This window comes from Nocardiopsis terrae, assembly GCF_014651695.1.
Taxonomy (GTDB): Bacteria; Actinomycetota; Actinomycetes; order Streptosporangiales; family Streptosporangiaceae; genus Nocardiopsis; species Nocardiopsis terrae.
The window spans coordinates 616,853-642,412 of record NZ_BMXJ01000002.1 but is presented as its reverse complement, the minus strand read 5'-3'; the positions used below and the strand labels follow the sequence as shown (position 1 = coordinate 642,412).

22 protein-coding genes are annotated in these 25,560 nt (G+C 71.5%); 13 read left to right on the top strand and 9 right to left on the bottom strand.

Annotated elements, in window-relative coordinates; genetic code table 11:
• Positions 1-136: 136 nt before the first annotated feature.
• The 4 genes from IE195_RS06905 to IE195_RS06890 all read right to left on the bottom strand — a co-directional run bounded on the left by IE195_RS06905 (position 137) and on the right by IE195_RS06890 (position 5,011).
• Positions 137-1,360 (bottom strand): phosphotransferase, encoded by a 1,224-nt coding sequence (locus IE195_RS06905; RefSeq protein ID WP_191268587.1) that lies wholly within the window; start codon positions 1,358-1,360, stop codon positions 137-139.
• On the bottom strand, positions 1,357-2,769 hold the full coding sequence (locus IE195_RS06900) for a ligase (RefSeq protein ID WP_373295636.1): 1,413 nt from the start codon (positions 2,767-2,769) through the stop codon (positions 1,357-1,359). Before IE195_RS06900 ends, IE195_RS06905 begins: the two co-directional genes overlap by 4 nt.
• Positions 2,766-4,388: a chain length determinant family protein gene (locus IE195_RS06895; RefSeq protein WP_191268585.1), complete on the bottom strand. Its 1,623-nt coding sequence runs from the start codon at positions 4,386-4,388 to the stop codon at positions 2,766-2,768. Before IE195_RS06895 ends, IE195_RS06900 begins: the two co-directional genes overlap by 4 nt.
• 230 nt (positions 4,389-4,618) lie before the next feature.
• Entirely contained in the window at positions 4,619-5,011 is a 393-nt protein-coding gene (locus IE195_RS06890; RefSeq protein ID WP_191268583.1) for a DUF4190 domain-containing protein, read from the bottom strand.
• A gap of 323 nt (positions 5,012-5,334) precedes the next feature.
• Between IE195_RS06890 and purN the strand changes: the two genes are divergently transcribed.
• The 3 genes from purN to IE195_RS06875 are packed head-to-tail and all read left to right on the top strand — an operon-like array spanning position 5,335 to position 8,394.
• Positions 5,335-5,946 carry a phosphoribosylglycinamide formyltransferase gene (purN, locus tag IE195_RS06885; protein ID WP_191269062.1) on the top strand — a complete coding sequence of 204 codons (612 nt, stop codon included), beginning with the start codon at positions 5,335-5,337 and terminating at the stop codon, positions 5,944-5,946.
• Positions 5,943-7,511: a bifunctional phosphoribosylaminoimidazolecarboxamide formyltransferase/IMP cyclohydrolase gene (gene purH / locus IE195_RS06880; RefSeq protein ID WP_191268581.1), complete on the top strand. Its 1,569-nt coding sequence runs from the start codon at positions 5,943-5,945 to the stop codon at positions 7,509-7,511. The genes purN and purH overlap by 4 nt, the downstream gene beginning before the upstream one ends.
• A 22-nt stretch (positions 7,512-7,533) precedes the next feature.
• Positions 7,534-8,394 (top strand): bifunctional methylenetetrahydrofolate dehydrogenase/methenyltetrahydrofolate cyclohydrolase, encoded by an 861-nt coding sequence (locus IE195_RS06875; protein WP_191268579.1) that lies wholly within the window; start codon positions 7,534-7,536, stop codon positions 8,392-8,394.
• An 83-nt stretch (positions 8,395-8,477) separates the two neighbouring features.
• Here the strand turns inward: IE195_RS06875 and IE195_RS06870 are convergent, their stop codons facing one another.
• A complete protein-coding gene (locus IE195_RS06870) occupies positions 8,478-9,083 on the bottom strand; it encodes an FHA domain-containing protein (RefSeq protein ID WP_191268577.1) in 606 nt (201 codons plus the stop codon).
• Positions 9,084-9,604: 521 nt separating this feature from the next.
• Here IE195_RS06870 and IE195_RS06865 point away from each other — a divergent pair.
• The gene (locus tag IE195_RS06865) at positions 9,605-9,964 is read left to right on the top strand and encodes a DUF3017 domain-containing protein (RefSeq protein WP_191268575.1); all 360 of its coding nucleotides are present in this window, start codon (positions 9,605-9,607) and stop codon (positions 9,962-9,964) included.
• A 183-nt stretch (positions 9,965-10,147) separates the two neighbouring features.
• Complete coding sequence (locus tag IE195_RS06860; protein WP_191268573.1) at positions 10,148-11,365, top strand: NADP-dependent isocitrate dehydrogenase; 1,218 nt, start codon at positions 10,148-10,150, stop codon at positions 11,363-11,365.
• Positions 11,366-11,893: 528 nt separating this feature from the next.
• Here IE195_RS06860 and IE195_RS06855 read toward each other — a convergent pair.
• Positions 11,894-13,147, bottom strand: a complete 1,254-nt coding sequence (locus tag IE195_RS06855) for an LCP family protein (RefSeq protein WP_191268571.1) — start codon at positions 13,145-13,147, stop codon at positions 11,894-11,896.
• Between the two features lie 154 nt (positions 13,148-13,301).
• Positions 13,302-14,420 carry a galactokinase family protein gene (locus IE195_RS06850; protein ID WP_191268569.1) on the bottom strand — a complete coding sequence of 373 codons (1,119 nt, stop codon included), beginning with the start codon at positions 14,418-14,420 and terminating at the stop codon, positions 13,302-13,304.
• 202 nt (positions 14,421-14,622) lie between these two features.
• Here IE195_RS06850 and IE195_RS06845 point away from each other — a divergent pair, with 202 nt between their 5' ends.
• From IE195_RS06845 to IE195_RS06825, 5 genes are all read left to right on the top strand, one after another.
• The gene (locus tag IE195_RS06845; RefSeq protein ID WP_191268567.1) at positions 14,623-15,738 is read left to right on the top strand and encodes a YihY/virulence factor BrkB family protein; all 1,116 of its coding nucleotides are present in this window, start codon (positions 14,623-14,625) and stop codon (positions 15,736-15,738) included.
• Positions 15,739-15,888: 150 nt separating this feature from the next.
• The gene (locus IE195_RS06840; RefSeq protein WP_191268565.1) at positions 15,889-17,061 is read left to right on the top strand and encodes a glutamate--cysteine ligase; all 1,173 of its coding nucleotides are present in this window, start codon (positions 15,889-15,891) and stop codon (positions 17,059-17,061) included.
• Between the two features lie 27 nt (positions 17,062-17,088).
• Entirely contained in the window at positions 17,089-18,324 is a 1,236-nt protein-coding gene (locus IE195_RS06835) for a M20 family metallopeptidase (RefSeq protein ID WP_191268563.1), read from the top strand.
• Positions 18,325-18,403: 79 nt separating this feature from the next.
• Complete coding sequence (locus IE195_RS06830; RefSeq protein WP_191268561.1) at positions 18,404-19,501, top strand: adenosine deaminase; 1,098 nt, start codon at positions 18,404-18,406, stop codon at positions 19,499-19,501.
• Complete coding sequence (locus IE195_RS06825) at positions 19,486-20,136, top strand: PH domain-containing protein (protein WP_229826102.1); 651 nt, start codon at positions 19,486-19,488, stop codon at positions 20,134-20,136. The genes IE195_RS06830 and IE195_RS06825 overlap by 16 nt, the downstream gene beginning before the upstream one ends.
• 452 nt (positions 20,137-20,588) lie before the next feature.
• Here IE195_RS06825 and IE195_RS06820 read toward each other — a convergent pair whose 3' ends face one another.
• The gene (locus IE195_RS06820; protein WP_191268559.1) at positions 20,589-21,413 is read right to left on the bottom strand and encodes a purine-nucleoside phosphorylase; all 825 of its coding nucleotides are present in this window, start codon (positions 21,411-21,413) and stop codon (positions 20,589-20,591) included.
• A 321-nt stretch (positions 21,414-21,734) separates the two neighbouring features.
• On the opposite strand from IE195_RS06820, the gene IE195_RS06815 reads away from it, so the two are divergent.
• The 3 genes from IE195_RS06815 to IE195_RS06805 all read left to right on the top strand — a co-directional run bounded on the left by IE195_RS06815 (position 21,735) and on the right by IE195_RS06805 (position 24,283).
• On the top strand, positions 21,735-23,117 hold the full coding sequence (locus IE195_RS06815; RefSeq protein ID WP_191268557.1) for an NAD(P)H-quinone dehydrogenase: 1,383 nt from the start codon (positions 21,735-21,737) through the stop codon (positions 23,115-23,117).
• Positions 23,118-23,265: 148 nt separating this feature from the next.
• On the top strand, positions 23,266-23,634 hold the full coding sequence (locus IE195_RS06810; protein WP_191268555.1) for a TFIIB-type zinc ribbon-containing protein: 369 nt from the start codon (positions 23,266-23,268) through the stop codon (positions 23,632-23,634).
• 13 nt (positions 23,635-23,647) lie between these two features.
• Positions 23,648-24,283, top strand: a complete 636-nt coding sequence (locus IE195_RS06805) for a P-loop nucleotide/nucleoside kinase family protein (protein WP_191268553.1) — start codon at positions 23,648-23,650, stop codon at positions 24,281-24,283.
• Here the strand turns inward: IE195_RS06805 and IE195_RS06800 are convergent.
• Positions 24,280-25,518: a chemotaxis protein CheA gene (locus IE195_RS06800; RefSeq protein WP_191269058.1), complete on the bottom strand. Its 1,239-nt coding sequence runs from the start codon at positions 25,516-25,518 to the stop codon at positions 24,280-24,282. The genes IE195_RS06805 and IE195_RS06800 overlap by 4 nt on opposite strands.
• Positions 25,519-25,560 lie beyond the last annotated feature (42 nt).

Sequence of the window (25,560 nt, the reverse complement as noted above, 5' to 3'; positions counted from 1 at the left end):
GTGTGGGCGCCGGCGTTCCCCTGGGGCGGGGGCCGGCGCTGCGGGTGTCGGTGCTTGGGTCGCGCCGCTCGGATAGTCGGCGCCGTGCGTGCGGTTGTGTCGGCCGCCGCGGTGGCTCCCGCCCGCGGGCAGGGGCTCACACGGCGTGGGCCGCCTCGTGCGCGGCTCTGTCCTGGAGCCCCTCCAGCGCCGGCAGCAACCAGTCGTCAACGGCGGCGAGGTCGTTTCCGCTCTCCGACTGGCGGTCGTGGAGGTAACGGGTGGCGAGGTCGATCAGGTACAGCGCCATCACGGTGGAGACGGCGTGCTCCCGCAGTCCGCTCTCCGCCAGCAGCGGATCGCGCAGCAGCCGGGAACCGGTGTCCAACCAGCGGTGGACGCCCGGGTGCACCCCGGCCTGAACGGACTCGTTGAGGTCGTAGTGCAGGGCGTCGAACCCGGCGGGCGCGTCCATGGCGAGCCGCTCCCAGTCCCACACGAACGCCCTCCGCGCCGTGCTGGCGATGTTCCACCTGGTCAGGTCCCCGTGCCAGGCCCCGAAGGGCAGCGACACGTCCGGTAGGCGGTGGAGCGCGGCACGCAGGGGAGCGGCCTCGGGGCGGGCACCGAGCTTGGCGATGCGCTCGTCCAGCGACCGTCGGTAGGGGCTCGCCGAGAGTCTGCGCTCCCGCACCCGTGCCAGCCCCACGATCTGGGTGACGCAGCGCAGCAGCTGGTGCCGGGTGGGCCGGTCGGTCTGGTCCCCGACCGGCAGCGCCTCCTGGACCAGCAGGGGGTGGCCGTTCCACTCGCCGTCGTAGAGCAGGCGCGGCACGGTCACGTCCCGGAGCCTGGACTCCGCGAGGTGGCGCAGGGCCCGGGTCTCCGCCCGTACCAGACGGGAGGTGAGGTCGTTGATGGCTACCTTGGCGTAACCGATGGTTCGTCCGCCCGGTGTGAGCAGCAGCAGGACCGGTTTGCGGTTGGCACGCGGCGGACCCACGTGGATCGCGATGGCGAGATCGCGGTCCAGGGCGGCGCTGAGCGCGTGCTCGATCCCCGGACCCGCACCCACGTACAGCCGGTCGCGCAGCAGCAGTGGAGCGATCCCGGTGGCGAACGCACTGGTCAGGAGTAGTGTCCGCAACCGCTCCCGCAGGGAGTGCCCCTGGGAGAAGGAGGTGATGCCGCGGGCGGCCGCCGAACGGTTGTGGGCCGGCAGGATCACCCGCGGGTTGTGCGCGTTGGGCACCGGAAGGTACTGGTTGCCCCGGTTCCGGTGGGCCATCCGCCGCACGGTGCCGTCGTCCGGGCCGAGCAGGCCCCCGCAGGGCCACAGCACCGCCGCGAGGTCGGTCAGATAGGTGGTCTCGCTGTTCACCAGGCACCTCCGCCGGTGCGCGCGGTCCCGCGACTTCGGAGCACCGGTTCCTCGCACCGCCAGAGCAGGGCGACGGCGGTCATGGTGACGGCGAGCGGGGACATGAGCGCGACGTAGAAGAACATGTACCAGAACAGAAGCAGGACGGTGAGCAGGGCGCCCTGCCCGACCGCCGTCGAGGCGGCCCGGTAGCGCCAGGCCACCCGCGCGAAGAACGCGAAGAGCAGGAAGGCGCCCACCCAGCCGCTGGCGATGAGGGTCATCCACAGTTGTCCGGCGTTGCCGATGACGTGCTGACCGCAGCCCGGACAGCCGGGGGTGGGGCCCACGGCGATCGATTCCGAGCTGCCCAGACTCTCGCGGGTGGTACCCCAACCGACCACCGGGGACAGGTTCGCGGCCTCCACGGACGCGATGTTGGTCGCCGCCCGGCCGTCGTCGCTGTGCGGGTTCTCCGCACGGGCCCGTACGACCTCGGCCAGCGGCGACAGGGCCAGGGCGAGCAGGACCGCGACCACGGCGACCGCCCCGGCCCCGACCAGGACGACCCGCCCCCGGCGCAGCGCCTGTGCGGCACCGAACGCCAGCGACAGCGCCAACCCGGCCCAGAGCGCACGGTTCAGGGAGTACACGATCGGGACCACGGCCAGCGCGATCGCGGCCAGGGCGCCCAGACGGGACCACCCCGAGCCCCCGGCGACCCAGCCCACCACCACCCAGACCAACAGCAGGGACAGCATGTAGCCCCAGACGTTGGTGTACTCCCAGGGCGCCTTCGGGCGGGGCGTCTCGACACCGCCGAAGACGTCCATGATCTGCGCCGAGGCCGGGTGGATCAGTGTCTGCACGTAGGGGTCGGCGGCCAGCGGTCCCGGGACCAGGTACTCCATCGGGGCCGTGAACTCGAACCGGGGCGCGAGCATCCCGAGGTAGCCCCCGGCGATCGTGGTCAGGCACAGCACCGCCAGGGACCACACGACCAGCCGCACGGGGAGTTCGCGCTCGGTCAGGTTGCCCGCGTAGAGCAGCAGCACGGTCAGGACGAGGTAGTTGACCACCCGCAGCAGGGCCCCTGGGTAGCCGCCGCTGTCCGGGACCGTCCCGGGCATCTCCAGCGGGATCAGCGCCAGGCCGAGGACCGTCCACACCAGGAAGAGCCCCCACAGCCAGAACCCGGGCGGGACCCGCAGCCCCACCGTCCGGTGGCGGCGCACCAGTTCGGCCAGCATCGGCACGGCGAACAGCCAGTACGCGAACTGGCCCATGCCCAGCGCCCACCACAGCGGGTAGCCGGCCAGCAGCCACACCAGCGGCCACCCGGTGACCGGGGCGGCTTCGCGTCCCGGTAGGGGGTGCCAGGCCGTACCGGGCGCGGACGGGCCCGGTGCGGCGGTGCCACGGCCGGTCAACGCCGGGACCCGGCGGGTGCGGCCTCGTGGTCGGCGGGGACCGGAACGTCCTCGGCGGTACCGGAGCCGCTGGGTTCGCGCGGGGCCGGAGGCACGGGTCGCGGCGCGGCGGGTGCGGTCGGAACGGGGTCCGGTCCCGGCTGGCGCGGGACGGTGATCGCGCCCGGGACGGTGACGCCGAACCGGGCTCCGGCGGTTACCGTGCCGACCAGGTCCGTGCGGCGGCTCCGGCCCAGCTCGACCACGGGCAGGAGCAGGTCGGCGGAGGCGGCCAGAGCGTGGGCGTCCGCGCTCTCACCGAACGCGGCGGTGACGACCACCACGAACTCGGCGTGGCCGCGCAGCAGCTCCACCAGTTCCGCGGCGCTGCTCTGGACCGGCGCGGCCGTTCCGGCACGCCCGTTGCGCAGCACCCGTAGGCGCGGAACGGCGGCGGGGCGGACCTCCAGTCCAGCCGGGTCCTCGCCGTCGACCAGGATCTCGGCGAGGCCGGGGCCCTCGGCCAGCCCGAGCAGCTCGCCGACGGTGCCGGTGCGCGGGTCGGCGCAGACCAACAGGGTCTCGGAGCCGGTCCGGGCGAGGGCCGCCGCCAGGTTCACCGCGGCGGCGGAGCCCGAGCGCCCCGGGGCGGTCCCGGTGACCAGGACGACGCGGCCGGTCTCCCGGTCGGCGAGGCGGGCGCGGACCAGGTGCGCGAACCCGTTGGCGCGCTGGCCGTCCGGGTCCGCTTCGGTGGGCGGGCCGGAGCCGGACAGTTCCAGCAGGACGGGGACGGAGCCGATCCGTGCGGTGTCCTCGGTGTCGTGCACGCGCGGGTCCAGGCGGTCGCGGACCAGGGCGGCGAGGAGTCCGGCGACCAGACCGAGGGCGGCGCCCGCGACCAGCCACAGGAGGGGCGCGGGGGCGGTGGGGGCCTCGGGCAGGCCGGCCGGGGTGATGACCTGTCCGGGGGAGACCGTCTCGCGGAGGGCGCTCAGCGGGCTGATGCCGTTGCCGAGGTCGCTGATCTCCTGGCGTACCGCCTCGGCCTGGGCGTCGGCGCTGACCCGGTCCGCGCCGACCGCCCCGGCGTTCTCCGCGGTCAGGTCGGACAGCCTCTCGTAGAGCCCCTCCTGTTCCCCGCGCAGCGCGTCCAACCGGCCGCTGATGAGGGACCGCGCCTGTTCGCCCCGGTGCTCGAGGTAGGCGGCGGCGAGGGCGTCGGCCCCTTCCCGTGCGGCCTCGGGTGAGCGGTCGGAGTAGTGGAGTTCGAGGATGTTGCTGTTGGAGGGGACGGTCACGTCGATCCGCTGGCGCAGGTCCGCGGGGGCGGGGTCGCCGGGCAGGGAACCGGCCATGACGGTGGTGACCTGGTCGGAGAGTACGACCTGGGCCTCGCTGTCCAGGTTGACGTCACCGGTCAGGCGGCCGGACCGCTCCCCGGTGAACTCGGCCATTCCGGTCGGGCGGACCTGTACGGCGGCGGTCGAGGTGTAGGTCGACGGAACGGCGACCACCCCGGCGGTGGCGAGGACCAGCCCGCCGAGCACCCCGGCGCCCACCAGGCGCCAGCGGCGCCTCAGCAGAGCGGTGTACTCCTTCAGTTCCGGTCCGGATGAGCCGGGGACGTCGGTGTCCATCGGGTCCTCTCCACGCAGACATGGCAGCACTTTTAGTAAACGATTGCATACTAAGTGTAATACCTTTGGTCGCGCCTGGTGCTTTGGGAAACAGCCCTTTCCCCAGAGGAAGCTGTCCGGAAACCGGTCGTGACGTGCGGCGGCCGGGGATGGGTCCCGGGACGCGAGTGAGGGGGCGGCGGGCCCCTGCCCGCCGCCCCCTCATCGGGAGGTCCGCCCTCCTACCTCTCCTAGCCGCCCACGATCGCCGGCGGCAGGCCGGTGTCGGACTCCCAGGCGCTCTCGCACTCCTTCTGGGTGGACACCGTGTGGGCCCTGGCGGAGCAGCCACGGAATTCGGTGACCTCCTCCTGGTAGACGAAGAGGACCGCCAGCATGCTCGTGGACATCACGATCCCGACCACGCCCAGGGCCACGCTCATCAGGGCACCCGGCGCCTGGGAGCTGTGCGCGCGTGCGGCGCGGCGGGCACGGAACCCCTGGACGACACCGAACACGGACAGCACCACACCGTAGGGCGGGAGCAGTAGGCCCGCCAGGCCGAGGAACAGTCCCCACAGGCCTCCTCGCTCGACCTTGGGCGGCTGGCCTTCGGCACGGGGCTCCGGGCTGTTGTCGGTCACAGGTTCACTCCTTCGGGGACGCCCCGTACCGCGGGGCGCCGTGGTCCGCTCGCGCCTGCGCGCAGCGGGTGGCGATGGTGGCGCGGAGCCTCGGCCCCGGTGCCTCCGGGGAGGCGGGGAAGGGCCGGTCCGCGTGAGGTAGACGCTACCCGGCCCGATAGGGTGTGAACGCGGACGGGCCGGATAGGCCCAGGCCTGGCGTCTGTACCAGGCGTACGCGAATCCCGGATGCTGCGCCGTCCCCCGGCGCCCCCGGGGTGGGGACCGGGGGTCCCCACACCGTTCTTCTACACATGAGGGAGAAGCACGCTTTGTCCGCGCGAGTGGTGGTTCTCATATCGGGGACGGGCAGCAACATGGCCGCCCTGATGGAAGCCGCGAAGGACCCCGAATACGGGGCCGAGATCGTCGCCGTGGGATCGGACCGCGAGGGAACACGCGGTGTCGAGGTGGCCCGGGCGGCCGGTGTACCCACGTTCGTCGTACCGTTCCGTTCCTACGCCGACCGGTCGGCCTGGGACACGGCCATGTCCGACCGGATCGCGGAACACGCACCCGACCTGGTGGTCTCCGCCGGTTTCATGCGCATCCTCGGGCCCGCCGTGGTCGGCCGCCACCAGGCGGTCAACATCCACCCGGCGCTGCTGCCCTCCTTCCCCGGCGCGCACGCCGTACGCGACGCGCTCGCCCACGGCGTCCGTGTCACCGGCACCACCATCCACTTCCTCGACGAGGGCGTCGACTCCGGTCCGATCATCGACCAGGTCGCGGTACCCGTCGAGGACGGCGACGACGAGGCCAGCCTCCACGAGCGGATCAAGACCGTGGAGCGGCGGATGCTGGTCGACACGGTCGGCCGCCTCGCCCGCGAGGGCTGGACCATCGACGGCAGGCACGTGCGGTTCGGCCGCACCGACACAAGGAGTTCCAGGTGACCCAGCAGGCCATCAGGCGTGCGTTGATCAGCGTGTACGACAAGACCGGCCTGGAGGCGCTGGGCGTCGGCCTGGCCGAGGCCGGGGTGGAGATCGTCTCCACCGGCTCCACCGCCGCCCGCCTCACCGCGGCCGGCGTCCCCGTCACCCCCGTCGAGGACGTCACGGGTTTCCCCGAGATCATGGAGGGCCGGGTCAAGACCCTGCACCCGGCCGTGCACGCCGGTCTCCTCGCCGACCAGGGCAACCCCGACCACGTCGCCAAGATCGACGAACTGGGCATCGCCCCCTTCGACCTGGTCGTGGTCAACCTCTACCCCTTCTCCGACACCGTCGCCTCCGGCGCCTCCGAAGCCGACTGCATCGAGAAGATCGACATCGGCGGCCCCGCGATGGTGCGTGCCTCGGCCAAGAACCACGGCAGCGTGGCGATCGTGGTCGACCCCGCCGGCTACGACTCCACCCTGGAGGCCGTCCGGGACGGCGGCTTCACCCTGGAGCAGCGCAAGCGGCTGGCGGGCCTGGCCTTCCAGCACACCGCCGCCTACGACGCCGCGGTGGCCGACTGGTTCGCCGGTGCGTACGCGCCCGACGCCGAAGCCGAGTCCACCGGGTGGCCCGCGTTCCGTGCCTCCGCGCACACCCGCACGGCCGCGCTGCGGTACGGCGAGAACCCGCACCAGAGGGCCGCGCTGTACACCGCGGCGGGTTCGGCCGGCGGCGGCCTGGCCGGTGCCGAGCAGCTGCACGGCAAGGCCATGTCCTACAACAACTACGTCGACGCCGACGCCGCCCTGCGCGCCGCCCACGACTTCGACGAGCCGTGCGTGGCCATCATCAAGCACGCCAACCCCTGCGGCATCGCGGTGGGCGCCGACAACGCCGAGGCGCACCGCAAGGCGCACGCCAGCGACCCGGTCTCTGCGTTCGGCGGTGTGATCGCCACCAACCGCGAGGTCGGTGCCGAGCTGGCCGAGCAGATCTTCGAGATCTTCACCGAGGTCGTCGTCGCCCCCGGCTTCACCCCCGAGGCCGTCGAGAAGCTCTCCGGGAAGAAGAACATCCGCCTGCTGGCCGTGGCCGACCCGGCCCGGGGCCCGCGCGTGGAGACCCGCCAGATCAGCGGCGGTCTGCTGGTCCAGGACACCGACGTCGTCGACGCCGAGGGCGACGACCCCGCCACCTGGACGCTGGCCACCGGTGAAGCGGCCGACGAGGCGCTCCTCGCCGACCTGGCCTTCGCCTGGAAGGCCGTGCGCGCGGTCAAGTCCAACGCGATCCTGCTCGCCTCCGACGGCGCCACGGTCGGTGTCGGCATGGGCCAGGTCAACCGGGTCGACTCGGCCGGCCTCGCAGTCTCCCGCGCCGGTGAGCGGGTCAGGGGTTCCGTGGCCGCCAGCGACGCCTTCTTCCCGTTCGCCGACGGTCTGGAGATCCTCACCAAGGCCGGGGTGCGCGCTGTCGTCCAGCCCGGCGGTTCGGTTCGCGACGCCGAGGTCATCGCCGCCGCGGAGGCCGCCGGGGTCACCATGTACCTCACCGGCACCCGCCACTTCTTCCACTAGCCCAGTCAGCGAGGAGCAACGTATGAGCGCGATCGTTCTGGACGGAAAGGCCACCGCGAAGGCCATCCGCGAGGAGCTGGCGGAGCGGGTGGCCAAGCTGCACGCCAGGGGGCTCGCCCCCGGCCTGGGTACCGTCCTGGTCGGCGACGACCCGGGCAGCCACTCCTACGTGCGCGGCAAGCACCGCGACTGCGCCCAGGTCGGCATCGCCAGCATCCGCCGCGACCTGCCCGCTGACGCCACCCAGGAACAGGTGGAGCAGGCGGTGCACGAACTCAACGAGGACCCGGCCTGCACCGGGTACATCGTGCAGCTGCCGCTGCCCCGGGGGCTCGACGAGAACCGGGTGCTGGGGCTGATCGACCCCGCCAAGGACGCCGACGGCCTCCAGCCGGTCAACCTGGGCAAGCTCGTCCTGATGGAGGAGGCTCCGCTGCCGTGCACCCCGCGCGGCATCGTGGAGCTCCTCAACCGCTACGAGGTGCCGATCCGGGGCGCGGAGGTCGTGGTGGTCGGACGCGGCGTGACCGTGGGGCGTCCCCTCGGCCTGCTGCTGACCCGCCGCTCGGAGAACGCCACCGTCACCCTGTGCCACACCGGCACCCGTGACCTGGCCGAGCACACGCGCAAGGCCGACATCATCGTCGCGGGTGCGGGTGTCCCCGGGCTGATCACCAAGGACATGGTCAAGCCGGGTGCGGCCGTGCTGGACGTGGGTGTGACGCGCACCGACGCCGGGCTGGTCGGTGACGTCGCCCTCGACGTCCCCGAGGTCGCCGGGCACATGTCACCCAACCCCGGCGGCGTGGGCCCGATGACCCGGGCCATGCTGCTGGTCAACGTGGTGGAGGCCGCTGAGCGTCAGGCCGGTTCGCTGGTCTGATCCGGTTGTCCGGCGCTCCTGCCGCCTGTCCGAGGGGGCGGTCCCGTGCGGGGCCGCCCCCTCGTCACGCCCGGGCCGGGCGCTCAGCTCGCCCGGCGGGAGGAGCCGCCCAGCGGCATCGGGCGTACCAGGCCCAGGGCCACGACCTCGTTGGCCAGCCGGGTGCGGCGGTTCTGTCCCTCCGGGATGCGGAACTTCTGGTAGAGCCGGAGCAGGTGCTGTTTGACCGCGGCCTCGGTGACCACCAGTGCTTCGGCGATGTCGCGGGCGGTGGCGGGGGCGACGAAGGCCTCCTCGGAGAGCGCGGGCTGGCACAGGGCGGTCAGTACGTCCAGTTCGCGCCGGGTGAGCTCGGGGGCGGCGCCCCGGCGGAGCTCGATGTCGGGGCTGAGCTGTTCGTTGGGCAGGCCGCCGATCCGGCAGCGGGCGGTACCGAAGCTCACGACGTCGCCCTCGGCCAGGACGCGCCGGGCGATCGGACGGCCGTTGACCCGGGTGCCGTTGCGGGACAGGCCCAGGTCGACGACGTAGACGTAGGGTCCCCGGCGGACGAGTTCGGCGTGGAGCTGGGACACGCTCGGGTCGTGCAGCCGGATGTCGGTGCCCTCGCCTCGGCCGACCGTGGTGACCTCGGCGGGGAGCGGGCGGATGTCCCCGGACTCCTCCACCCGCAGATAGGGGCCGTCCACGGTGGCTCCTCCCGTGCTGGTGGGGCGCGGTCGGTGGGGGTGCGGTCGGCGGTGGGGAGGCTGTCGGGGGGTGGCGGCTCGGTCTACGCGTCGCGTGGGCTTCATGGGGGTGGTCCTCGCTCACCGGTGCGCTCATCTCCACTCTGGGTTACCCGGCTGGTACGCGTTCTACGCGCTTACTCCGGAGTTAGGCGGATAAGGCGTGGAAATACGGCTCTGTGGCCGAACCGGGAGCAGGAAACGGTCACTGGTGTCCCCGAAGGGAGACAAGTCCGTTTCCGTGCGCCCTGGGGCTTCGGCGGCGCCGTTCAATACAATGGGCGGGTCCTCTCCCAGGGCGGTCTCCGTGTGCGCACGGGCCCGACCGGGCCACCAGGAACATGAGCCACACTGGAGTGCTGTCCGGTTTCGGACAGCGTCCTTTCGAGGGTTGGCCGGTCTGTGCCAGACGCCCGGGGAGAGGTCGGCAGAACGAGCCGCGCGGCGGCCAAGCAATTCGGAAACGAACAGGTCGGGACTGGGTGGACGACGCGGAGCAGGCTGAGGTGGCGGAGTCGGACGGGCGCACCCCGGACGGAGGTCCGGGCGCGGTGGAGGGCGGCCGGAGGAAAGTGCCCTACTGGCTTTCCCAGGTGCCCTACGCCCTGGTCCTGTCGGCCCTGGCCGCGGGGATCGCGGTCGTGGCCGCGGCGCACTTCAAACGCGGACCGGCGATCATCGCGGGCGCCCTGCTGCTGGCGGCGACCTTCAGGTTGCTCCTGCCCAAGGACTGGATCGGCCTGCTGGCGGTACGTCGGAGGTGGGTCGACCTGCTCACCCTGGTCTCGCTCGCGGGCCTGCTGATCGTGTTGGCCTGGGTGGCGCCGCAACTCTCCGCCTAGGCGTCGAATAAGCTTGATGTCGAGATACTGCGACACCGACAAGCACCGCCTCCCCGGTAAGCACGGATACCGGGCGGGATCAGGGGATTGCCGCGCGCGCGGAACCCGGAACCGGCCACGAACCGGTTCCGGCCCTCCGCCGCACGAGGCGGTTGCGAAGACTGAAGGGACAGCCACACAGCCATGGCCAAGATCAAGGTCGAAAACCCCGTAGTCGAGCTCGACGGCGACGAGATGACCCGGATCATCTGGTCCTTCATCAAGGACCGTCTGATCCTGCCGTACCTCGACATCGACCTGAAGTACTACGACCTCGGCATCGAGGAGCGTGACCGCACCGACGACCAGATCACCGTCGACGCGGCCAACGCCATCAAGGAGCACGGCGTCGGCGTCAAGTGCGCCACCATCACGCCGGACGAGGCCCGGGTCGAGGAGTTCGGCCTCAAGAAGATGTGGCGGTCGCCCAACGGCACCATCCGCAACATCCTCGGCGGTGTCGTCTTCCGCGAGCCCATCATCTGCGAGAACGTGCCGCGGCTGGTGCCGGGCTGGACCAAGCCGGTCATCATCGGCCGTCACGCCCACGGCGACCAGTACAAGGCCACCGACTTCAAGGTGCCCGGCCCCGGCACGGTCACCATGACCTACACCCCGGCCGACGGCAGCCAGCCGGTCGAGTTCGACGTCGCGGACTTCCCCGAGGCGGGCGGCGTCGCGATGGGCATGTACAACTTCCGCAAGTCCATCGAGGACTTCGCGCGCGCCAGCCTGAACTACGGCCTGGACCGCAACTACCCGGTGTACATGTCCACCAAGAACACCATCCTCAAGGCCTACGACGGCATGTTCAAGGACGTGTTCGAGGAGATCTTCGAGACCGAGTTCAAGGACAAGTTCGCCGCCGCGGGCCTGACCTACGAGCACCGCCTCATCGACGACATGGTCGCCGCCGCGCTCAAGTGGGAGGGCGGCTACGTCTGGGCGTGCAAGAACTACGACGGCGACGTCCAGTCCGACACCGTCGCCCAGGGCTACGGCTCGCTCGGCCTGATGACCTCGGTCCTGCGTACCGCTGACGGCCGCACGGTGGAGGCCGAGGCCGCCCACGGCACCGTGACCCGTCACTACCGCCAGCACCAGCAGGGCAAGCCCACCTCGACCAACCCGATCGCCTCCATCTTCGCGTGGACCCGCGGTCTGGAGCACCGGGGCAAGCTGGACAACACCCCGAAGGTGGTCGAGTTCGCGAACACCCTCGAGGACGTCGTCATCAAGACCGTCGAGGGCGGCCAGATGACGAAGGACCTGGCCCTGCTGATCGGATCCGACCAGGAGTGGCTGACCACCGAGCAGTTCCTCGCCGCCCTGGACGAGAACCTGAGCAAGCGCCTCGCCTAGGAGGTCGGTTCGCGGCGGCCATGAGCCGGCGGTCGCGATGAGACCTTGACCACGCCCGGGCACCCGTACGAGGGGTGCCCGGGCGTCGTCGTGCCACCGGCACCGGTGCCGGGGGTGAAAAGCGTGGAAGGCGGTGTTCGCGGGGGTTCGGGGTCCCGTGGCGGTGGAAGTTCCCCGGCGTGTTTCCCGTGTTCGGGTCACATCGCCGGGGCCGCGGTGGGAGGATGGCAGAGCCGGACAGGGGCCCCGGGTCCCGGGTGCGACGTAGGACACGTGAACACGATTCGCACCTTTCGCGAACTTTGACCTATTGTGGAGACACGCCGGTGAGAACCGGCAGGCCAGAGCGGGTTCAACGCCCCTCGGCCACCACGAGCCGACGTGCCGGCCGTGCGCCCGCTGGGGGGTAGGCGCGCACAGTACGGAACGTCACGAAGAAGGGCCCGTCACTCCGGTGACGGGCCCTTCGCTCGTTCGCGGTCCGGTCCGGGACAGGGCGTCCTCGGCCGACACCCGCTCTGCCGCGCCCTAGTCCTCCACGACCTCCTCGGGGATGGGCTCACCGGTGCGCATGGCCTCGAACATCTGCTCGGACCTGCCCTCGTCCCACAGCACGACCGAACCCACGCCGTCCAGGGTCGGGGTGCTGGCCACCGGCACGGCGGTGGTCCGGGTGCCACCGCGCATCGCCAGCAGCATGCTCGCCAGGTGGCGCAGCTTGTCGCCCTCGTCGACCATGAACGTGTCGGTGCCCGCGAGCACCAGCGGCACCGAACGGAACGGGTTGACCATCGTGGCGGGGTCGCTGGCCTTCTGGATCAGCGCGGAGAAGAACTCGCGCTGGCGCTGGATCCGGTCCAGGTCGGCGCGCGCGGTGGCACGGGTGCGCACGTAGCCCAGCGCGGTGCCGCCGTCCATCTCCTGGCAGCCCGCCTCGATGTCCAGGCCCGCCTTCGGGTCCGCCATCGGCTCCTCCGGACACAGCTCCACGCCGCCGACCGCGTCGACCAGGTCGACGAAGCCGCCCATGCCGATCTCGACGTAGTGGTCGATCCGCACCCCCGAAGCCTGCTCGAAGGTCTGCACGAGCGGCCCCGGACCGCCGCAGACCTCCGTCCCCGCCTCGTCGGTGCCGCACACGGCGTCTGCGAAGGCGGTGTTGATCTTGTTGTCCGCGTAACCCGGAATGGCCATGGGGACGTAGGAGTCGCGCGGCACGCTGACGATCGTGGGGTCGCCGTCGCGGGGCATGTACAGCACCATGATGGTGTCGGTGCGACGGCCCTCGGCGCGGCCGGTGGCCAGGTCCTGGACCTGCTGGTCGTCCAGGCCGTCGCGGCTGTCGGAGCCGACGATCATGTAGGTGGTCCCGGGCTGGCGGTCCGGGCGGCCCTCGTAGTCCTGGAGCGCCTCGACCCGTTCCAGCCGCGAGTCAGCCCAGAGGTAGAAGGCGCCGGGGACCACCAGGAGGAGGACCAGCGCCACGACGAGCGTGTTACGGACCCTCCTCCTGCGGCGCTCCTGCGCGCGGCGCTTGATGCCGCGGCCGTCGTACTCGCGTCCGGCGCTGTGGGTGGGGCGCCTCTTCGGGCGGTGCGGGGGGACCCGGTCGGCCGGGGGGAGCCGGCGGGTCTCGCCCACCACCCGCTGCTCGGACTCGCGCGAACGGTAGAGCTTCTCGAACGCGTCCGCCCTGCCGGGGTCGCCCCCGCGCCGGAACACGCCGCCTCTGTTGTGTTCACCGGTCGAGCCGGGTTCCTCCCGCTGCCGTCGGTCAGCCATCGAATCGCCTATCTGCTCCGCGCCGTGCGCCGCTCGGGTGAGTGTTATGTCCCTTGTGATCGCTGAAAGAGTAGTCGGGTTCACTCCGATCTCCCCAGGCGGCCGGGGGCCGGCCCCGGGAGGGCAGCGGGGGCGGGGCTCCGGGACGGTGGGCTCAGGGTTTCCGGCGGGCCCCGTCGGCGGGGACCGCCGCGCGCACCCGTGGCTCGGGCCATCCCCTCTCCGCGAACGCACCGCGCACCGCCTCCGCGACGTCGGCCACGCGGTCCTCGCCGACCAGGGCGAGGGCTGTTCCGGCCCACCCCGACATCCGGCTCCCCCGGGCACCGGCGCGCGCCGCGGTCTCGACCGCCAGCTCCACGGCGGGCAGGGGCAGGCCGAACCGGCGCAGGGACAGGTGGGAGGCGGACAGCACCGGTCCGATCTGCACGGCGCGGCCCGCGCGCAGCAGCCCGACCGTCGCGTTGAGCCGGTGGACCTCGGTGACGGCGTACTCCACCCGGCTGCGCAGCACCGGGTTCTGGAGGCCGCGCAGCGCCTCCGGCAGGTCCTGGACGGCGCGCAGCGGGCCCAGTACGTCCTGGGCCCGCTCCAGCTCGGCGGCGCGGATCGGGCGCGGGTCCCGTCGGGGCAGCTCCCCGGTCTCCAGCACGACCAGCCGCAATCCTGCCCCGGAGAGGTCGAACGGCAGCACGGTGGTCCGGCCGCTGATCCGGTTCACGCGCACCGCGTGCCCGGCGCGGGCGTCCAGTGACACGCTCTGGTCGACGGGACTCCCAGGGGGGAGGCCGGTCCCGGCGAGGTCGGCCAGTGCCAGGGACACCGCCGCGCCGGCCGCAGCGGCACGGCCCAGGGAGGCGTGTGCGGGCAGGCCCGACCCGATGAGGACCCGCACGCCCGCCCCGGTGTCCAGAACGCCCCTGTCTCGCGCGTCGGCCACGGACCTGGCCACGGCCCGGGCCGAGCGGTCCCGGTCGCTCAGCGGGCCGCTGGGCGTCGCCACGCGCAGGTGCCCGTCCGTCGTGGTACCGACCGCGGCGGTCACCCCCCAGGGCAGGGCCGCGTACAGGGCCGGGCCGGCACTGGCCGCGATGTGTTCGCCCATGAGCGCGAGCCGTCCCGGCGCGTGCCACAGGCCCTCGGGCTCGGCTCCGAAACGCTCTCCGAAGGCGAGCGCCAGGGCCCCGTCACCGGGAAGCTCCGGCCAGGCTCCGACCGGGCCCCCGGTCCTCGCCCCCAACACAGCCCGCACCCGCGCCCCGGTGACCCCCACGCGCCGTCTCCGTTCTCGGTTCCATCAATGGAAATCCACGTCGATGTACGGTTCCAGTCTGCCGTCACTTCGGTACCGGACGGGTGTGGGGCTTTCCTCGCGAAGGCGCGGTGACGTTAGGTTGTGCCCCTGCGTACGCGGAACCGCCTGAAGGCCGCCGGGAGTGCGGCGGGCGACGGGGAACGGAACGGACAGGGGGACCATGGCCGCAGCGCTGGACCGGGCGAAGGACAAGGCACGGCACTACCGGAACCTGGCGATGGACACCTACTGGGGGCTGCGGCGCCGGTACCCGTTCGTCGACCACCTGGTGCGTGCCGGTGAGCGCTACTCGGACCGCAGGGGGAACCAGCTGGCGGGCGGGGTCACCTACTTCGCCTTCCTGTCCTTCTTCCCGCTGCTGGCACTGGCCTTCTCGGTCGTCGGTTTCCTGGCGGCCCGGCAGGTCGAGCTCACCTCCTATCTGGAGGAGGCGCTGGACGACGTGCTGCCGGGGCTGTCCCAGCAGTTGCCCATGGAACAGATCGCCGACGCCCGGGTGGGCGCGAGCGTGATCGGTCTGCTCGGTCTGCTGTACGCGGGCCTGAACTCGGTGTCGGCGTTGCGGGAGGCCCTGCACTCGATCTGGTTGAAGAACCTCAAGCACGGGCCCAACTTCGCGCTGCGCAAGGCGGGAGACCTGCTGGTCATGGTCGGGCTGGGGTCGGCCCTGTTCTTCACGGTCGCGTTCACCAGTGTCATGCAGACCGCCACGGTGTGGCTGCTCTCCCTGGTGGGGCTGGACGGGTCGTTGCTGGCGAACCTGTCCCTGCGGGTCCTGGCCCTGGTCATCGCCGTCGGTGTGAACATGTGCCTGTTCCTGCTGACCTTCGCGCTGCTGTCGGGGTCCGGGCGGCCGACCAGGATGATGTGGCGGGGCGCGCTGCTGGCGGCGGTGGGCTTCGAGGCGCTCAAGAACGTCGCGGCGCAACTGCTGGCCGGGACGCTCAGCAACCCGGTCTACGCGTCCTTCGCCGTGCTGGTCGGCCTGCTGGTGTGGATCAACCTGGTGATGCGCCTGGTGGTGTTCAGCGCGGCCTGGACGGCCACCTGGCTTCCGATGCCGCCGCCCTACACCGGTTCCCTCCCGCTGCCGGAGGAGAACGGTATGGACTGGACCCGGCCGATCCCGGTTCTGCGGCCGTGCGCGAAGGAGCTGGCCGAGCGCCGGTTCGCCCGGCGGGTGCTCGCCCTCGGGTTGTCGCTGGTGGGGGCCGTGATCGGTGCGGCGGCCGCCGCGACGGCTCTCCGACCACGGCGGGAGCCCCAAAGGAAGTGAAAAGCACTTGAAAAGAATTCGCTTTTTTCTGGGTGTTTGATTCCGTATGCGCGAGGTGTGTGACGGGTAGTCCTCCCCTGTCCCGGTTGGCCGGTTCGCCGGGATGAGCGGTGCGTCGGTCACAGCGGCCGCCCCACACCTGGAGGGCACATGGGAATCGCATTCAAAACGTCCGAACGTGCGACGCTCGGGGTCGAGTGGGAGCTTCAACTCGTCGACCGGAGCAGCCGCCATCTTCGGCAGGAGGCGCAGCAGCTTCTCGCGGCCCTCCCCGACCTGAGTAGTGCGGCGACGGTCCCCCCGCTGCGGCACGAACTCATGCAGTCCCAGGTGGAGGTGGTGACGGGGATCTGCGAGACGGTGGAGGAGGCCAAGCTGGACCTCTCCCGCAACGTGGCCCGGATGCGCGAGGTCCTCGAACCGCGCGGAACCACCCTGACCTGCTCGGGGACCCACCCGATCGATGACTGGCGGGACCAGGAGCTCAGCCCCGGCAAACGCTACGGCGAGCTGGTGGACCAGATGCAGTGGCTGGCCCGCCGGATCCTGACCTGTGGGGTCCACGTGCACGTCGGTGTGCGCGGGCGGGAGAAGGCCATTCCGATCGTGAACGCACTTGCGAAGTATCTACCGCATTTTCTCGCTTTGAGTGCTTCCAGCCCATTCTGGAGCGGCCACGACACCGGCCTGGCCTCCGCGCGCTCGATCGTCTTCGGTGCCCTGCCCACTTCGGGGCCCCCGCCCAACCTCCCGGGCTGGGCCGCTTTCGAGGAATACCTCGAAACCCTTCTCCGGGCAGGTACCATCGCCTCTATCAAGGAAGTGTGGTGGGACATCCGTCCGCACCCGGATTTCGGCACCATAGAGATCCGGATGTTCGACGGCATTCCCACCTTGCGCGAGGTGGGAATGGCCGCCGCTCTCTCCCAGAGCCTGGTGGAGATGTTCGATCACCAGCTCGACCGCGGGTACAGCTTGCCCAGCCCGCCGTCCTGGGTGGTGAAGGACAACAAGTGGCGGGCCACCCGCTACGGACTCGACGCTCGTGTCATCACGGACGCACACGGAACCACGGTTCCGATCCGTGACGACCTCTACGAGCTGGTCCACGAGTTAACGCCGGTCGCCACCCGTCTGGGGTGCGCGCAGGACCTGGACCTGGTCTTCGAGGTCCTGGACAAGGGCGCCTCCTACGAACGCCAGCGGGCGGTCGTCGCGGCGGGCGGTTCGCTCGAGGACGTCGTGGACCTGCTCTCCGCCGAGTTCGAGGGCGGCCCCACCCGTGCGACGGTCGGTGCCGGCGACGGAGCCGGTGCGCGGTAAGACGTGTAACGAAGAGGGGACCCTCGCATGCAGGGACGTGACCTGCCGGAACAGTTGACCGCTTTTCTGGCGCGCCATGAGCGGGAGCTCAAGGGCTTTCGCCGGGACCTGCACATGCACCCGGAGCTGGCCTTCGCCGAACACCGCACCACCGGCCGACTGGCCGAACGCCTGCGCGAGGTGGGACTGCGGCCGCGAACCCTCCCCCAGGGGACCGGTCTGATCTGTGACGTCGGAGACGGCCCCGGCCCCACCGTGGCCCTGCGCGCCGACATCGACGCGCTCCCCCTCCCCGACGAGAAGGACGTCCCCTACCGCTCCACCGTTCCGGGCGTCGCGCACGCCTGCGGACACGACGTGCACACCACGGTCCTGCTGGCGACGGGGGCCTTTCTCGCCCAGCAGGACCGTGCGGGAGCCCTGCCCGGCCGGGTCCGGCTGCTCTTCCAGCCCGCCGAGGAGCTCCCCGGCGGGGCGGTGGAGGTCGTCAAGGCCGGGGCGATGGAGGGCGTCGACCGGATCTTCGCCCTGCACTGCGACCCCCGCCAGGCCGTCGGCAAGGTGGGTCTGCGCACCGGCGGGATCACCGCTGCCTGCGACCAGATCATGGTCCGCCTGTCCGGCCCGGGCGGGCACACCGCCCGTCCGCACCTGACCTCGGACCTGGTCTACGCGCTCGGCAAGGTCGTCACCGAACTGCCCGCCGCACTGTCCCGCCGCATCGACCCCCGGGCCGGTTTCAGCCTGGTGTGGGGCCGGATCAGCGCGGGTTCGGCGCCCAACGTGATCCCCGACGACGCCGTCGCCGAGGGCACCGTCCGCTGCCTGGACGACGAGGCGTGGCACTCGGCCCCCGACATCCTCAAGGGTCTGGTCGAGTCGGTGGCCTCCGCCTACGGCGCCGACGTCGAGGTCACCTACCGCCGCGGTGTCCCGCCCACCATCAACGAGGCCCGCAGCGTGGAGATCATGCGGGAGGCCGCCACCGCGGCCCTGGGCGCCGACGCGGTCGGATCGACCCCGCAGAGTCTGGGCGGCGAGGACTTCGCCTGGTACCTGGAGCACGCGCCCGGAGCGCTGGCCCGACTGGGCACCCACTCCCCGGACTGGGGCGGGCCCATGCTGGACCTGCACCGGGGCACCTTCGACGTGGACGAGCGCGCGATCGGGGTGGGCACCCGGCTCATGGTGAGCACCGCGCTCACCGCACTGTGGGAGAACGCCCCGGAAGGCGTCCGGGTGGACGACCAGGCCCTGGCCTGACCGGCGGCTTCTGCCGGATTTTCGGCAACTTCGCGCCGCCGTGTCGGGTCCCCTCTCCGTCCGATGGCATCCTGAGTGGATGAACCAGCCACTCACAGTCGAACAGATCCGGCGGGCGCCGAAGGTACTCCTGCACGACCACCTCGACGGGGGCCTGCGCCCGGCCACGGTCGTCGAGCTGGCCAGGGAGGCGGGCTACACCGGACTGCCCACCTACGACCCGGTCGAACTGGGCCGTTGGTTCCGCGACGCCTCGGACTCCGGTTCCCTGGAGCGCTACCTGGAGACCTTCGCCCACACCACGGCGGTCATGCAGAGCCGTGACGCGCTGGTGCGGGTCGCCGCCGAGGCCGCCGAGGACCTCGCCGCCGACGGCGTGGTCTACGCCGAACAGCGCTATGCCCCGGAGCAGCACCTCGAGGGCGGGCTCACCCTGGAGGAGGTCGTCGAGGCCGTCCAGGAAGGGCTCGAACTGGGGGAGAAGCGCGCGGCGGACGCCGGCCGGAGTATCCGCACCGGGCAGTTGGTGACCGCCATGCGCCATGCCGCCCGTTCCTCGGAGATCGCCGAGCTGGCGGTCCGCTACCGCGACGCCGGCGTGTCCGGTTTCGACATCGCGGGGGCGGAGGCGGGCAACCCGCCCACCCGCCACCTGGACGCCTTCGAGTACCTGCGCCGGGAGAACTTCCACTTCACCATCCACGCCGGTGAGGCCTTCGGTCTGCCCTCCATCTGGGAGGCCCTCCAGTGGTGCGGCTGCGACCGCCTCGGCCACGGCGTGCGCATCATCGACGACATCACCACCAACGACAACGGTGTGCCCCGGTTGGGCCGTCTCGCCCAGTACGTGCGGGACAAGCGGGTCCCGCTGGAGATGTGCCCCAGCTCCAACGTGCAGACCGGTGCCGCCGAGTCCATCTCCGGGCACCCGATCCGGCTCCTGCACGACCTGCGCTTCCGGGTCACGGTCAACACCGACAACCGCCTCCAGAGCGGGGTCACCCTGTCGGAGGAGTTCGCCAAGCTGAGCGAGGCCTTCGACTACGACTGGGACGACCTCCAGTGGTTCACGGTCAACGCCATGAAGTCGGCCTTCCTGCCCTTCGACGAGCGTCTCGCGCTGATCAACGGGATCATCAAGCCCGGCTTCGCGCAGTTGAAGTGGGCGACGCACTGATGGCCGGATCCGGTGGTGGTTCCACCACGCACTACTCCACCTCCTCCCGGGTGATGGCGGCGGTGTGGGTCGTCATCGCGGTCCTGCTCCTGCTGGACCTGGTGTTGCGGGGCCAGGACCGGCTGGCCTGGATCGCCGGGGCGGTCCTGGTGATGAGCATCGCCGTGGTCTACGTGGCGTGGCTGCGTCCGCGGGTGGTCTCCACCGAGCGCGGAATCCGGATGGTCAACCCGCTGCGCGAGACCTTCGTGCCGTGGGCGGCCGTGCGGTGGGTGGACGTGGTGGACGTGCTGCGGGTGCACACCGCGGAACGGGTCTACCGCTCGTGGCCGCTGCGTGAGACCAAGCGGGCCAGGGTCCGCGAGAACATGCGCCGTGACTCGGGTTACCTGGATTCCGACGATGACGGGGACCCGGCCCGGATGCGCCCGGTCGACCTGGTCGCCCGCGATCTGCGCCGGGACGCGGAGCGGTACAAGACGCGCCCGCTGAGCGGTCCGATCAAGGACGTCGAGGAGGAGGGCCCGGCCGCCCTGGGGGCCCGGGACCGTCCGCAGACGATGGTCCCGGTCGAGGTCATCGTCGTCCTGGGCGTGCCCGTGCTGCTGTTCGTGGCGGTGCTCCTGCTGGCCTGAACCGTTCCCCTCCCTGACCGGACCCGGTCCCCGCACGGGGACCGGGTCCGGTCTTTGCCGGGCGGGGATTCGGGGCGCGGGGTTGACGAGCGCCCCGGGATTCTGCTTAGGTTAGGCATGCCTAAGGGAGAGCGTTCCGGGTGGGCGGGCTTCGCGCGGATGGCCACCCACCCGGATCCCCTCCCGAAGGCGACGCGCGCGGTTCAACTGAATATCGGTAGTAGAAGGTGTCGTCAGCCGCTAGTCCAACGGGGTCTGCGGGGATTCCGAGCGCGGACGACACCGGGGAAAGCACCACCTTCGACCGGACCCACGGCCGGTACCGTCCATCCCATGGCCTCGGGGTGTACGCTCGCCACGCCGGTACCGGACGCGCCGGGTCCGGTCGGGGGTGCCCCACCTCCCCACGCGCACGAAAGCCCGGCACCGCCGGGCTTTTCGCGTTTTCCGGGTCAGGCCGCGGCGAGAGTCCGGTGGAGCAGCTCCCCGAGCCTGCGCGCCCGCTGGGTGACGATCTCCAGGGCGCGCTCGGACTCGAACGGCTCCAACACGGCTCCGACCGCGTCGTTGCTGACCACGGACAGCCCCAGCACCTCGGCACCCATCTCCACCGAGGCGATGGCCTCCAGGGCGATCGAGCGCCCCACCACGTCCGCGCCCGCCTGGCGCAGGATCTTCAGTTCGGCCGGCGTCTGCAGTTGCGGACCCGAGGTGGCCACGTACACGCCTTCGGCCAACGAGGCGTCGACCTCGTGGATGATCCCGCGCAGCCGTTCGCTGTAGGCCTCGGTCAGGTCGACGAAGTCGGGTCCGGTCAGCGGGGACCTCGCGGTGAGGTTGACGTGGTCGCGCAGCACCACCGGCTGCCCCGGCCGGTAGTCGGTGCGCAGGGAGCCCGCGGATCCGGTCAGCACCGCGACCCGCGCGCCCGCGGCGATCCCCGTCCGCACGGCGTGCGTGACCACCATCGGGTCGGGGCCCTCGTAGAGGTGGACGCGCCCCATGAACACGACCACGCGCTTGTCGCCCACCCACGTGCTCCGGACCCTGCCGCTGTGCCCCTCCGCGGTGGGCGCCACGAAGCCGGGGAGTTCGGTCGCGTCGAACTCGATGTCGGGCGTGCCCAGGGTGTCCGCCGCGCCCGCCCAGCCGGAGCCGAGCACCACCAGGGCGTCGAAGCTGTCGGCACCCGCGCGGGCCAGCAGTTCCTTCGCCGCGGAGTTCGCCAGCTCCTTCGCCTCGCCGGTCGTCCGGGGCAGCTGCTCTGATTCGCTCACAAGTCGGATGCTACCGCTGTGTAACCAGATAGTTCCGGAACGCAACGCAGTGTGTCCGGCGGGCGGAATGTACGCGTCGTCTTGGGTGACCTCGGTGACCAGGGCACGTGGGCTTTCTCGCGTTCAGCGAGGTCAGGAGGGTCTCGGTGTGCCACTCCGACCGCCCCCGAGGGCGTTGGCCGGGGTGCCTGCGGTTTTCGACGGTCGGCATGGCCGACAATGGTGGGAAGCGATAAAACCAGGTGGTGCCCTGCCATGCCCGAATATCGCCCCAGACCGGGAACGGGTGTGCCGCACCGCCCGCAGAGGGAGTGAAGCAGCGTGACGAAGGTCGTGATCATCGGTGGCGGGCCCGGGGGCTATGAGCCGGCGTTGGTCGCCGCGCAGCTCGGCGCGGATGTGACTGTGGTGGAGCGCGACGGAATCGGCGGCGCCTGCGTCCTCACCGACTGCGTCCCCTCCAAGAGCCTGATCGCCACCTCCACCCGGACCACGTACGTACGTGAGTCCGCCGACCTGGGCATCCACATCCCCGAGGCGGCGCAGGACAAGTCCTCCGTCGAGGTCGACATCGACCAGGTCAACTCGCGGATCAAGCGCCTGGCCCAGGCGCAGTCCGAGGACACCCGGGCCCGCCTGGTCAAGGAGGGCGTGGAGGTCATCAGCGGGGAGGCCCGGCTGGTCGACCCGCACATCGTGGCCGTCGGCGACCGCCGGATCACTGCCGACATCGTCCTCATCGCCACCGGCGCGCACCCCCGTGAGCTGCCCACCGCCAAACCCGACGGCGAGCGCATCCTGACCTGGCGCCACCTCTACGACCTGGAGAAACTGCCGGAGAAGCTGATCGTGGTCGGCTCCGGTGTCACCGGTGCCGAGTTCGCCAGCGCCTACCAGTCCCTGGGGTCGGACGTGACCCTCGTCTCCTCCCGCAGGCTGGTCATGCCGACGCAGGACTCCGACGCCGCCGAGGTGTTGGAGGACGTCTTCATGCGCCGGGGTATGACCGTCCTCAGGCAGACCCGCGCCGAGTCGGTCGTACGCACCGACGACGGTGTCCGGGTCACCCTCTCCGACGGCCGCACGGTCGACGGCAGCCACTGTCTGATGACCGTCGGCATGATCCCCAACACGGAGGGCCTGGGTCTGGAGGAGGCCGGTGTCCGGTTGGGCGACGGCGGGTTCGTCGAGGTCGACCGCGTCTCCCGGACCACCGTCCCCGGTGTCTACGCCGCCGGTGACTGCACCGGTGTGAACATGCTGGCCTCGGTGGCCGCCATGCAGGGCCGTATCGCGATGTGGCACGCGCTCGGCGAGGCCGTGGCCCCGCTGCAGCTGTCCACCGTCGCCTCCACCGTGTTCACCCACCCCGAGCTGGCCGCCGTCGGCGCCAGCGAGGACGACGTGCGCAGCGGCCGTATCGACGGCCGCACGGTCACCCTGCCGCTGAACACCAACCCGCGCGCCAAGATGAACGAGGTCAGGGACGGTTTCGTCAAGCTCATCTGCCGCCAGCACACCGGCATCGTCCTCGGCGGCGTCATCGTCGGCCCGCGCGCCAGCGAACTCATCCTGGGCGTGTCCATCGCGGTCCAGCAGCGCCTGACCGTCGACGACCTCGCGCACACCTTCTCGGTCTACCCCTCCCTGTCGGGCAGCGTCACCGAGGCCGCCCGCTCCCTCATGATCGCCTCCCCCGAATAGGGCACGCTCCGGGGCCGGGGGCCGGCCGCCGCGGCATACCCGCCGTGTGCGAGTGCATGGCGCACGGCGGGCCGTTTCCTTACCCGTCCTTGACGGGGACAGGTGTATCTTTACCCGTTCTTGACGGGCAAGGGCGTATCTTTCCGGCGTGACCTGTCCAAAGTGCCAGAGCCAGATGCGTACCTTCGACCGCCAGGGCGTCCACATCGACCGGTGTGACGGCTGCCAGGGAATCTTCCTGGACCGGGGTGAGCTGGAACGCCTCGTCGCTGCGGAACAGCAGCACTACGGAGCCGCTCCGCCCCCCGACCCGCAGGCGCCCCCGTCCTACCCGGGCCAGCAGCCCGGCTATCCGGGGCGCAAGCCCGCCTACCCGGGCTCCCCGGCCGGCTACGGCGGCTACCGGGACTCACCGCCCGCCTACCGGGACTCGCCGCGGGCCTACCGGGGCTACCAGGACTCGCCCCGCCCCTACCGTCAGCGCCGCAAGGGATTCCTGGAACAGCTCTTCGACTAGTCGGACGAGAACCGTGCACCCGCTGATCTGTACACACTGCGGGGAATGGGACGGGGTACCGGACACCGGGGGCGGCGAGCACCTGCTGCGCTGCTCCTCCTGCGGTCTGACCCGACCCTTCCTGCGGCTCCCGCTCCTCTGCGTGACCGGGCCCAGCGGCACCGGGAAGTCCACCGTGGCCCGGAAGCTGCTGGACCGGCTGGGGGAGCGGTTCGTCGTGCTCGAACAGGACCTGCTCTGGGTGGGCGGTCTGCGCGACCCGGCCGAGGAGCACCGCCTGTTCCGCTCCACCTGGCTGCGCACCGCCGCCATGGTGCAGCAGAGCGGGCGGCCCGTCGTGCTCTGCGGGACCGTGGCCCCGCCCGAACTGGAACCCCTGCCCGAGCGGGCGCTCTTCTCGGGGATCCACTACCTCGCGCTCACCTGTGATCCCGGCGTCCTCGCCGGCAGGCTCAGGGCCCGCCCCGCCTGGCGCGGGTGGGACGAGGCGAGGGTCGCCGAGACGCTGGAGCACCAGGAGTGGCTGGTGACCGAGGCCGGGCGGCTCCGGCCCCCGGTCACCCTGCTCGACACCACCGAGGCCGGCCCCGGGGAGACCGCGGCCGCGATCCACCGGTGGGTGGACGCGACCGCCGGACCGGCCGACTAGAAGTCGAACCCGCCGAAGTCCCCGAAGTCGCCTCCGCCCATGTCTCCGCCGAAGTCGCCTCCGCCCATGTCCTCACCGGCGCCCATCATGCCGCCGCCCATCATCGACCCCATCATGGAGCCCATCATCATGCCGGTGAACATGCCCGCCATCATGTTCATGCCGAAGTAGCCGCCGGCGTAGGGCGAGTATGCGGGCCCGGCGTCGTAGTACGGGCGGCGCTCGCCGTCGACCTCGACCATGCGCACGTCCGGCTGGCCGCCGGTGCGCACGGCCTGGGCGCAGACCGCACACGCGGTGACCGACCGGGGCGAGCCACCGGGCGGGGCCCAGGTGACGTCCTCGGTGGACGGCCCGTGCTGCGGGTTGAAGAAACAGGGGCCGCGCCGCTCGGGGACCGGCTCGCCGTTCATCCGGGCGCGGGTGGCCGTCATGTAGTAGCGGCCGTCCTCCAGCGCGCCGGTCACCGACTTGACCTGCTCGGGTTCCTGGATGGTGTCCAGCAGGGACTTGGCCCGGTCGTAGGAGTCCATGGCCCGGGAGTAGTCGTTGCGGGTCTCCTCGTCCACCGCGGACAGGTCGATCTCCAGGCGGGCGACGTCCTCACCGAGGCGGACGACGTCCTCGGTGGCCATCTTCCTGATCTCCTCCAGCTGCTTGGCCTTCTCGGCCTCGCGCTTCTTGCGGCTGTTGTACACGTACCAGCCGCCCGCAGCCACGATCAGCACGAGCACGGCGAGCAGTACGAGCCCGGAGCCGCCGCCCCCGGCGGGGGCCTCGTCTGCGGTCTCCGTGCTCTGGACGGCGTCGGGCACCGCCGCGAGGGTGTCGATCGGGTTCTGGCCCCCCTCGTCGAGGGCCGTCTGCCTGATGGCCTCGGTGTCCTCCAGGTTGGGGGAGGTCACGAAGAAGTTCTCACTTCCGCCCAGGACGCCGTAGGCCCCGTCGCCGACCTCGGCCATGACCGGCTCCATCACGGCGTTCACCCCGGCCTCGGAGGTGGCCGCCTCCGACGGCAGGGCCACGTAGTAGACGGGGGTGTCCGCGCCCGCGGAGACGGACTCCAGCGCGGCCACGTCCGCGGCCGGGATCACGTCGATCGACGGGTCGACGAAGACGCCGTCGTCCTCCAGCTCCGCGACGATGTCCTGGGTCTGGGGCGGTTCCCCGGGTGCGTCGGCAGCGGCGGGAACCGCGGCGGTCACCACCGCCCCCAAGGCTCCGGCGGTCAGCAGTGCGGGTGTTACCAGGCGACGCAACATGATCGTTCCTCTCGC

Coding starts and splice junctions, on each gene's coding strand:
- IE195_RS06855 (WP_191268571.1), bottom strand. CDS start 13,147: ATGGCTGACCGACGGCAGCGGGAGGAACCCGGCTCGACCGGTGAACAC.
- IE195_RS06875 (WP_191268579.1), top strand. CDS start 7,534: ATGAGCGCGATCGTTCTGGACGGAAAGGCCACCGCGAAGGCCATCCGC.
- IE195_RS06830 (WP_191268561.1), top strand. CDS start 18,404: ATGAACCAGCCACTCACAGTCGAACAGATCCGGCGGGCGCCGAAGGTA.
- IE195_RS06845 (WP_191268567.1), top strand. CDS start 14,623: ATGGCCGCAGCGCTGGACCGGGCGAAGGACAAGGCACGGCACTACCGG.
- IE195_RS06840 (WP_191268565.1), top strand. CDS start 15,889: ATGGGAATCGCATTCAAAACGTCCGAACGTGCGACGCTCGGGGTCGAG.
- IE195_RS06860 (WP_191268573.1), top strand. CDS start 10,148: ATGGCCAAGATCAAGGTCGAAAACCCCGTAGTCGAGCTCGACGGCGAC.
- IE195_RS06835 (WP_191268563.1), top strand. CDS start 17,089: ATGCAGGGACGTGACCTGCCGGAACAGTTGACCGCTTTTCTGGCGCGC.
- IE195_RS06895 (WP_191268585.1), bottom strand. CDS start 4,388: ATGGACACCGACGTCCCCGGCTCATCCGGACCGGAACTGAAGGAGTAC.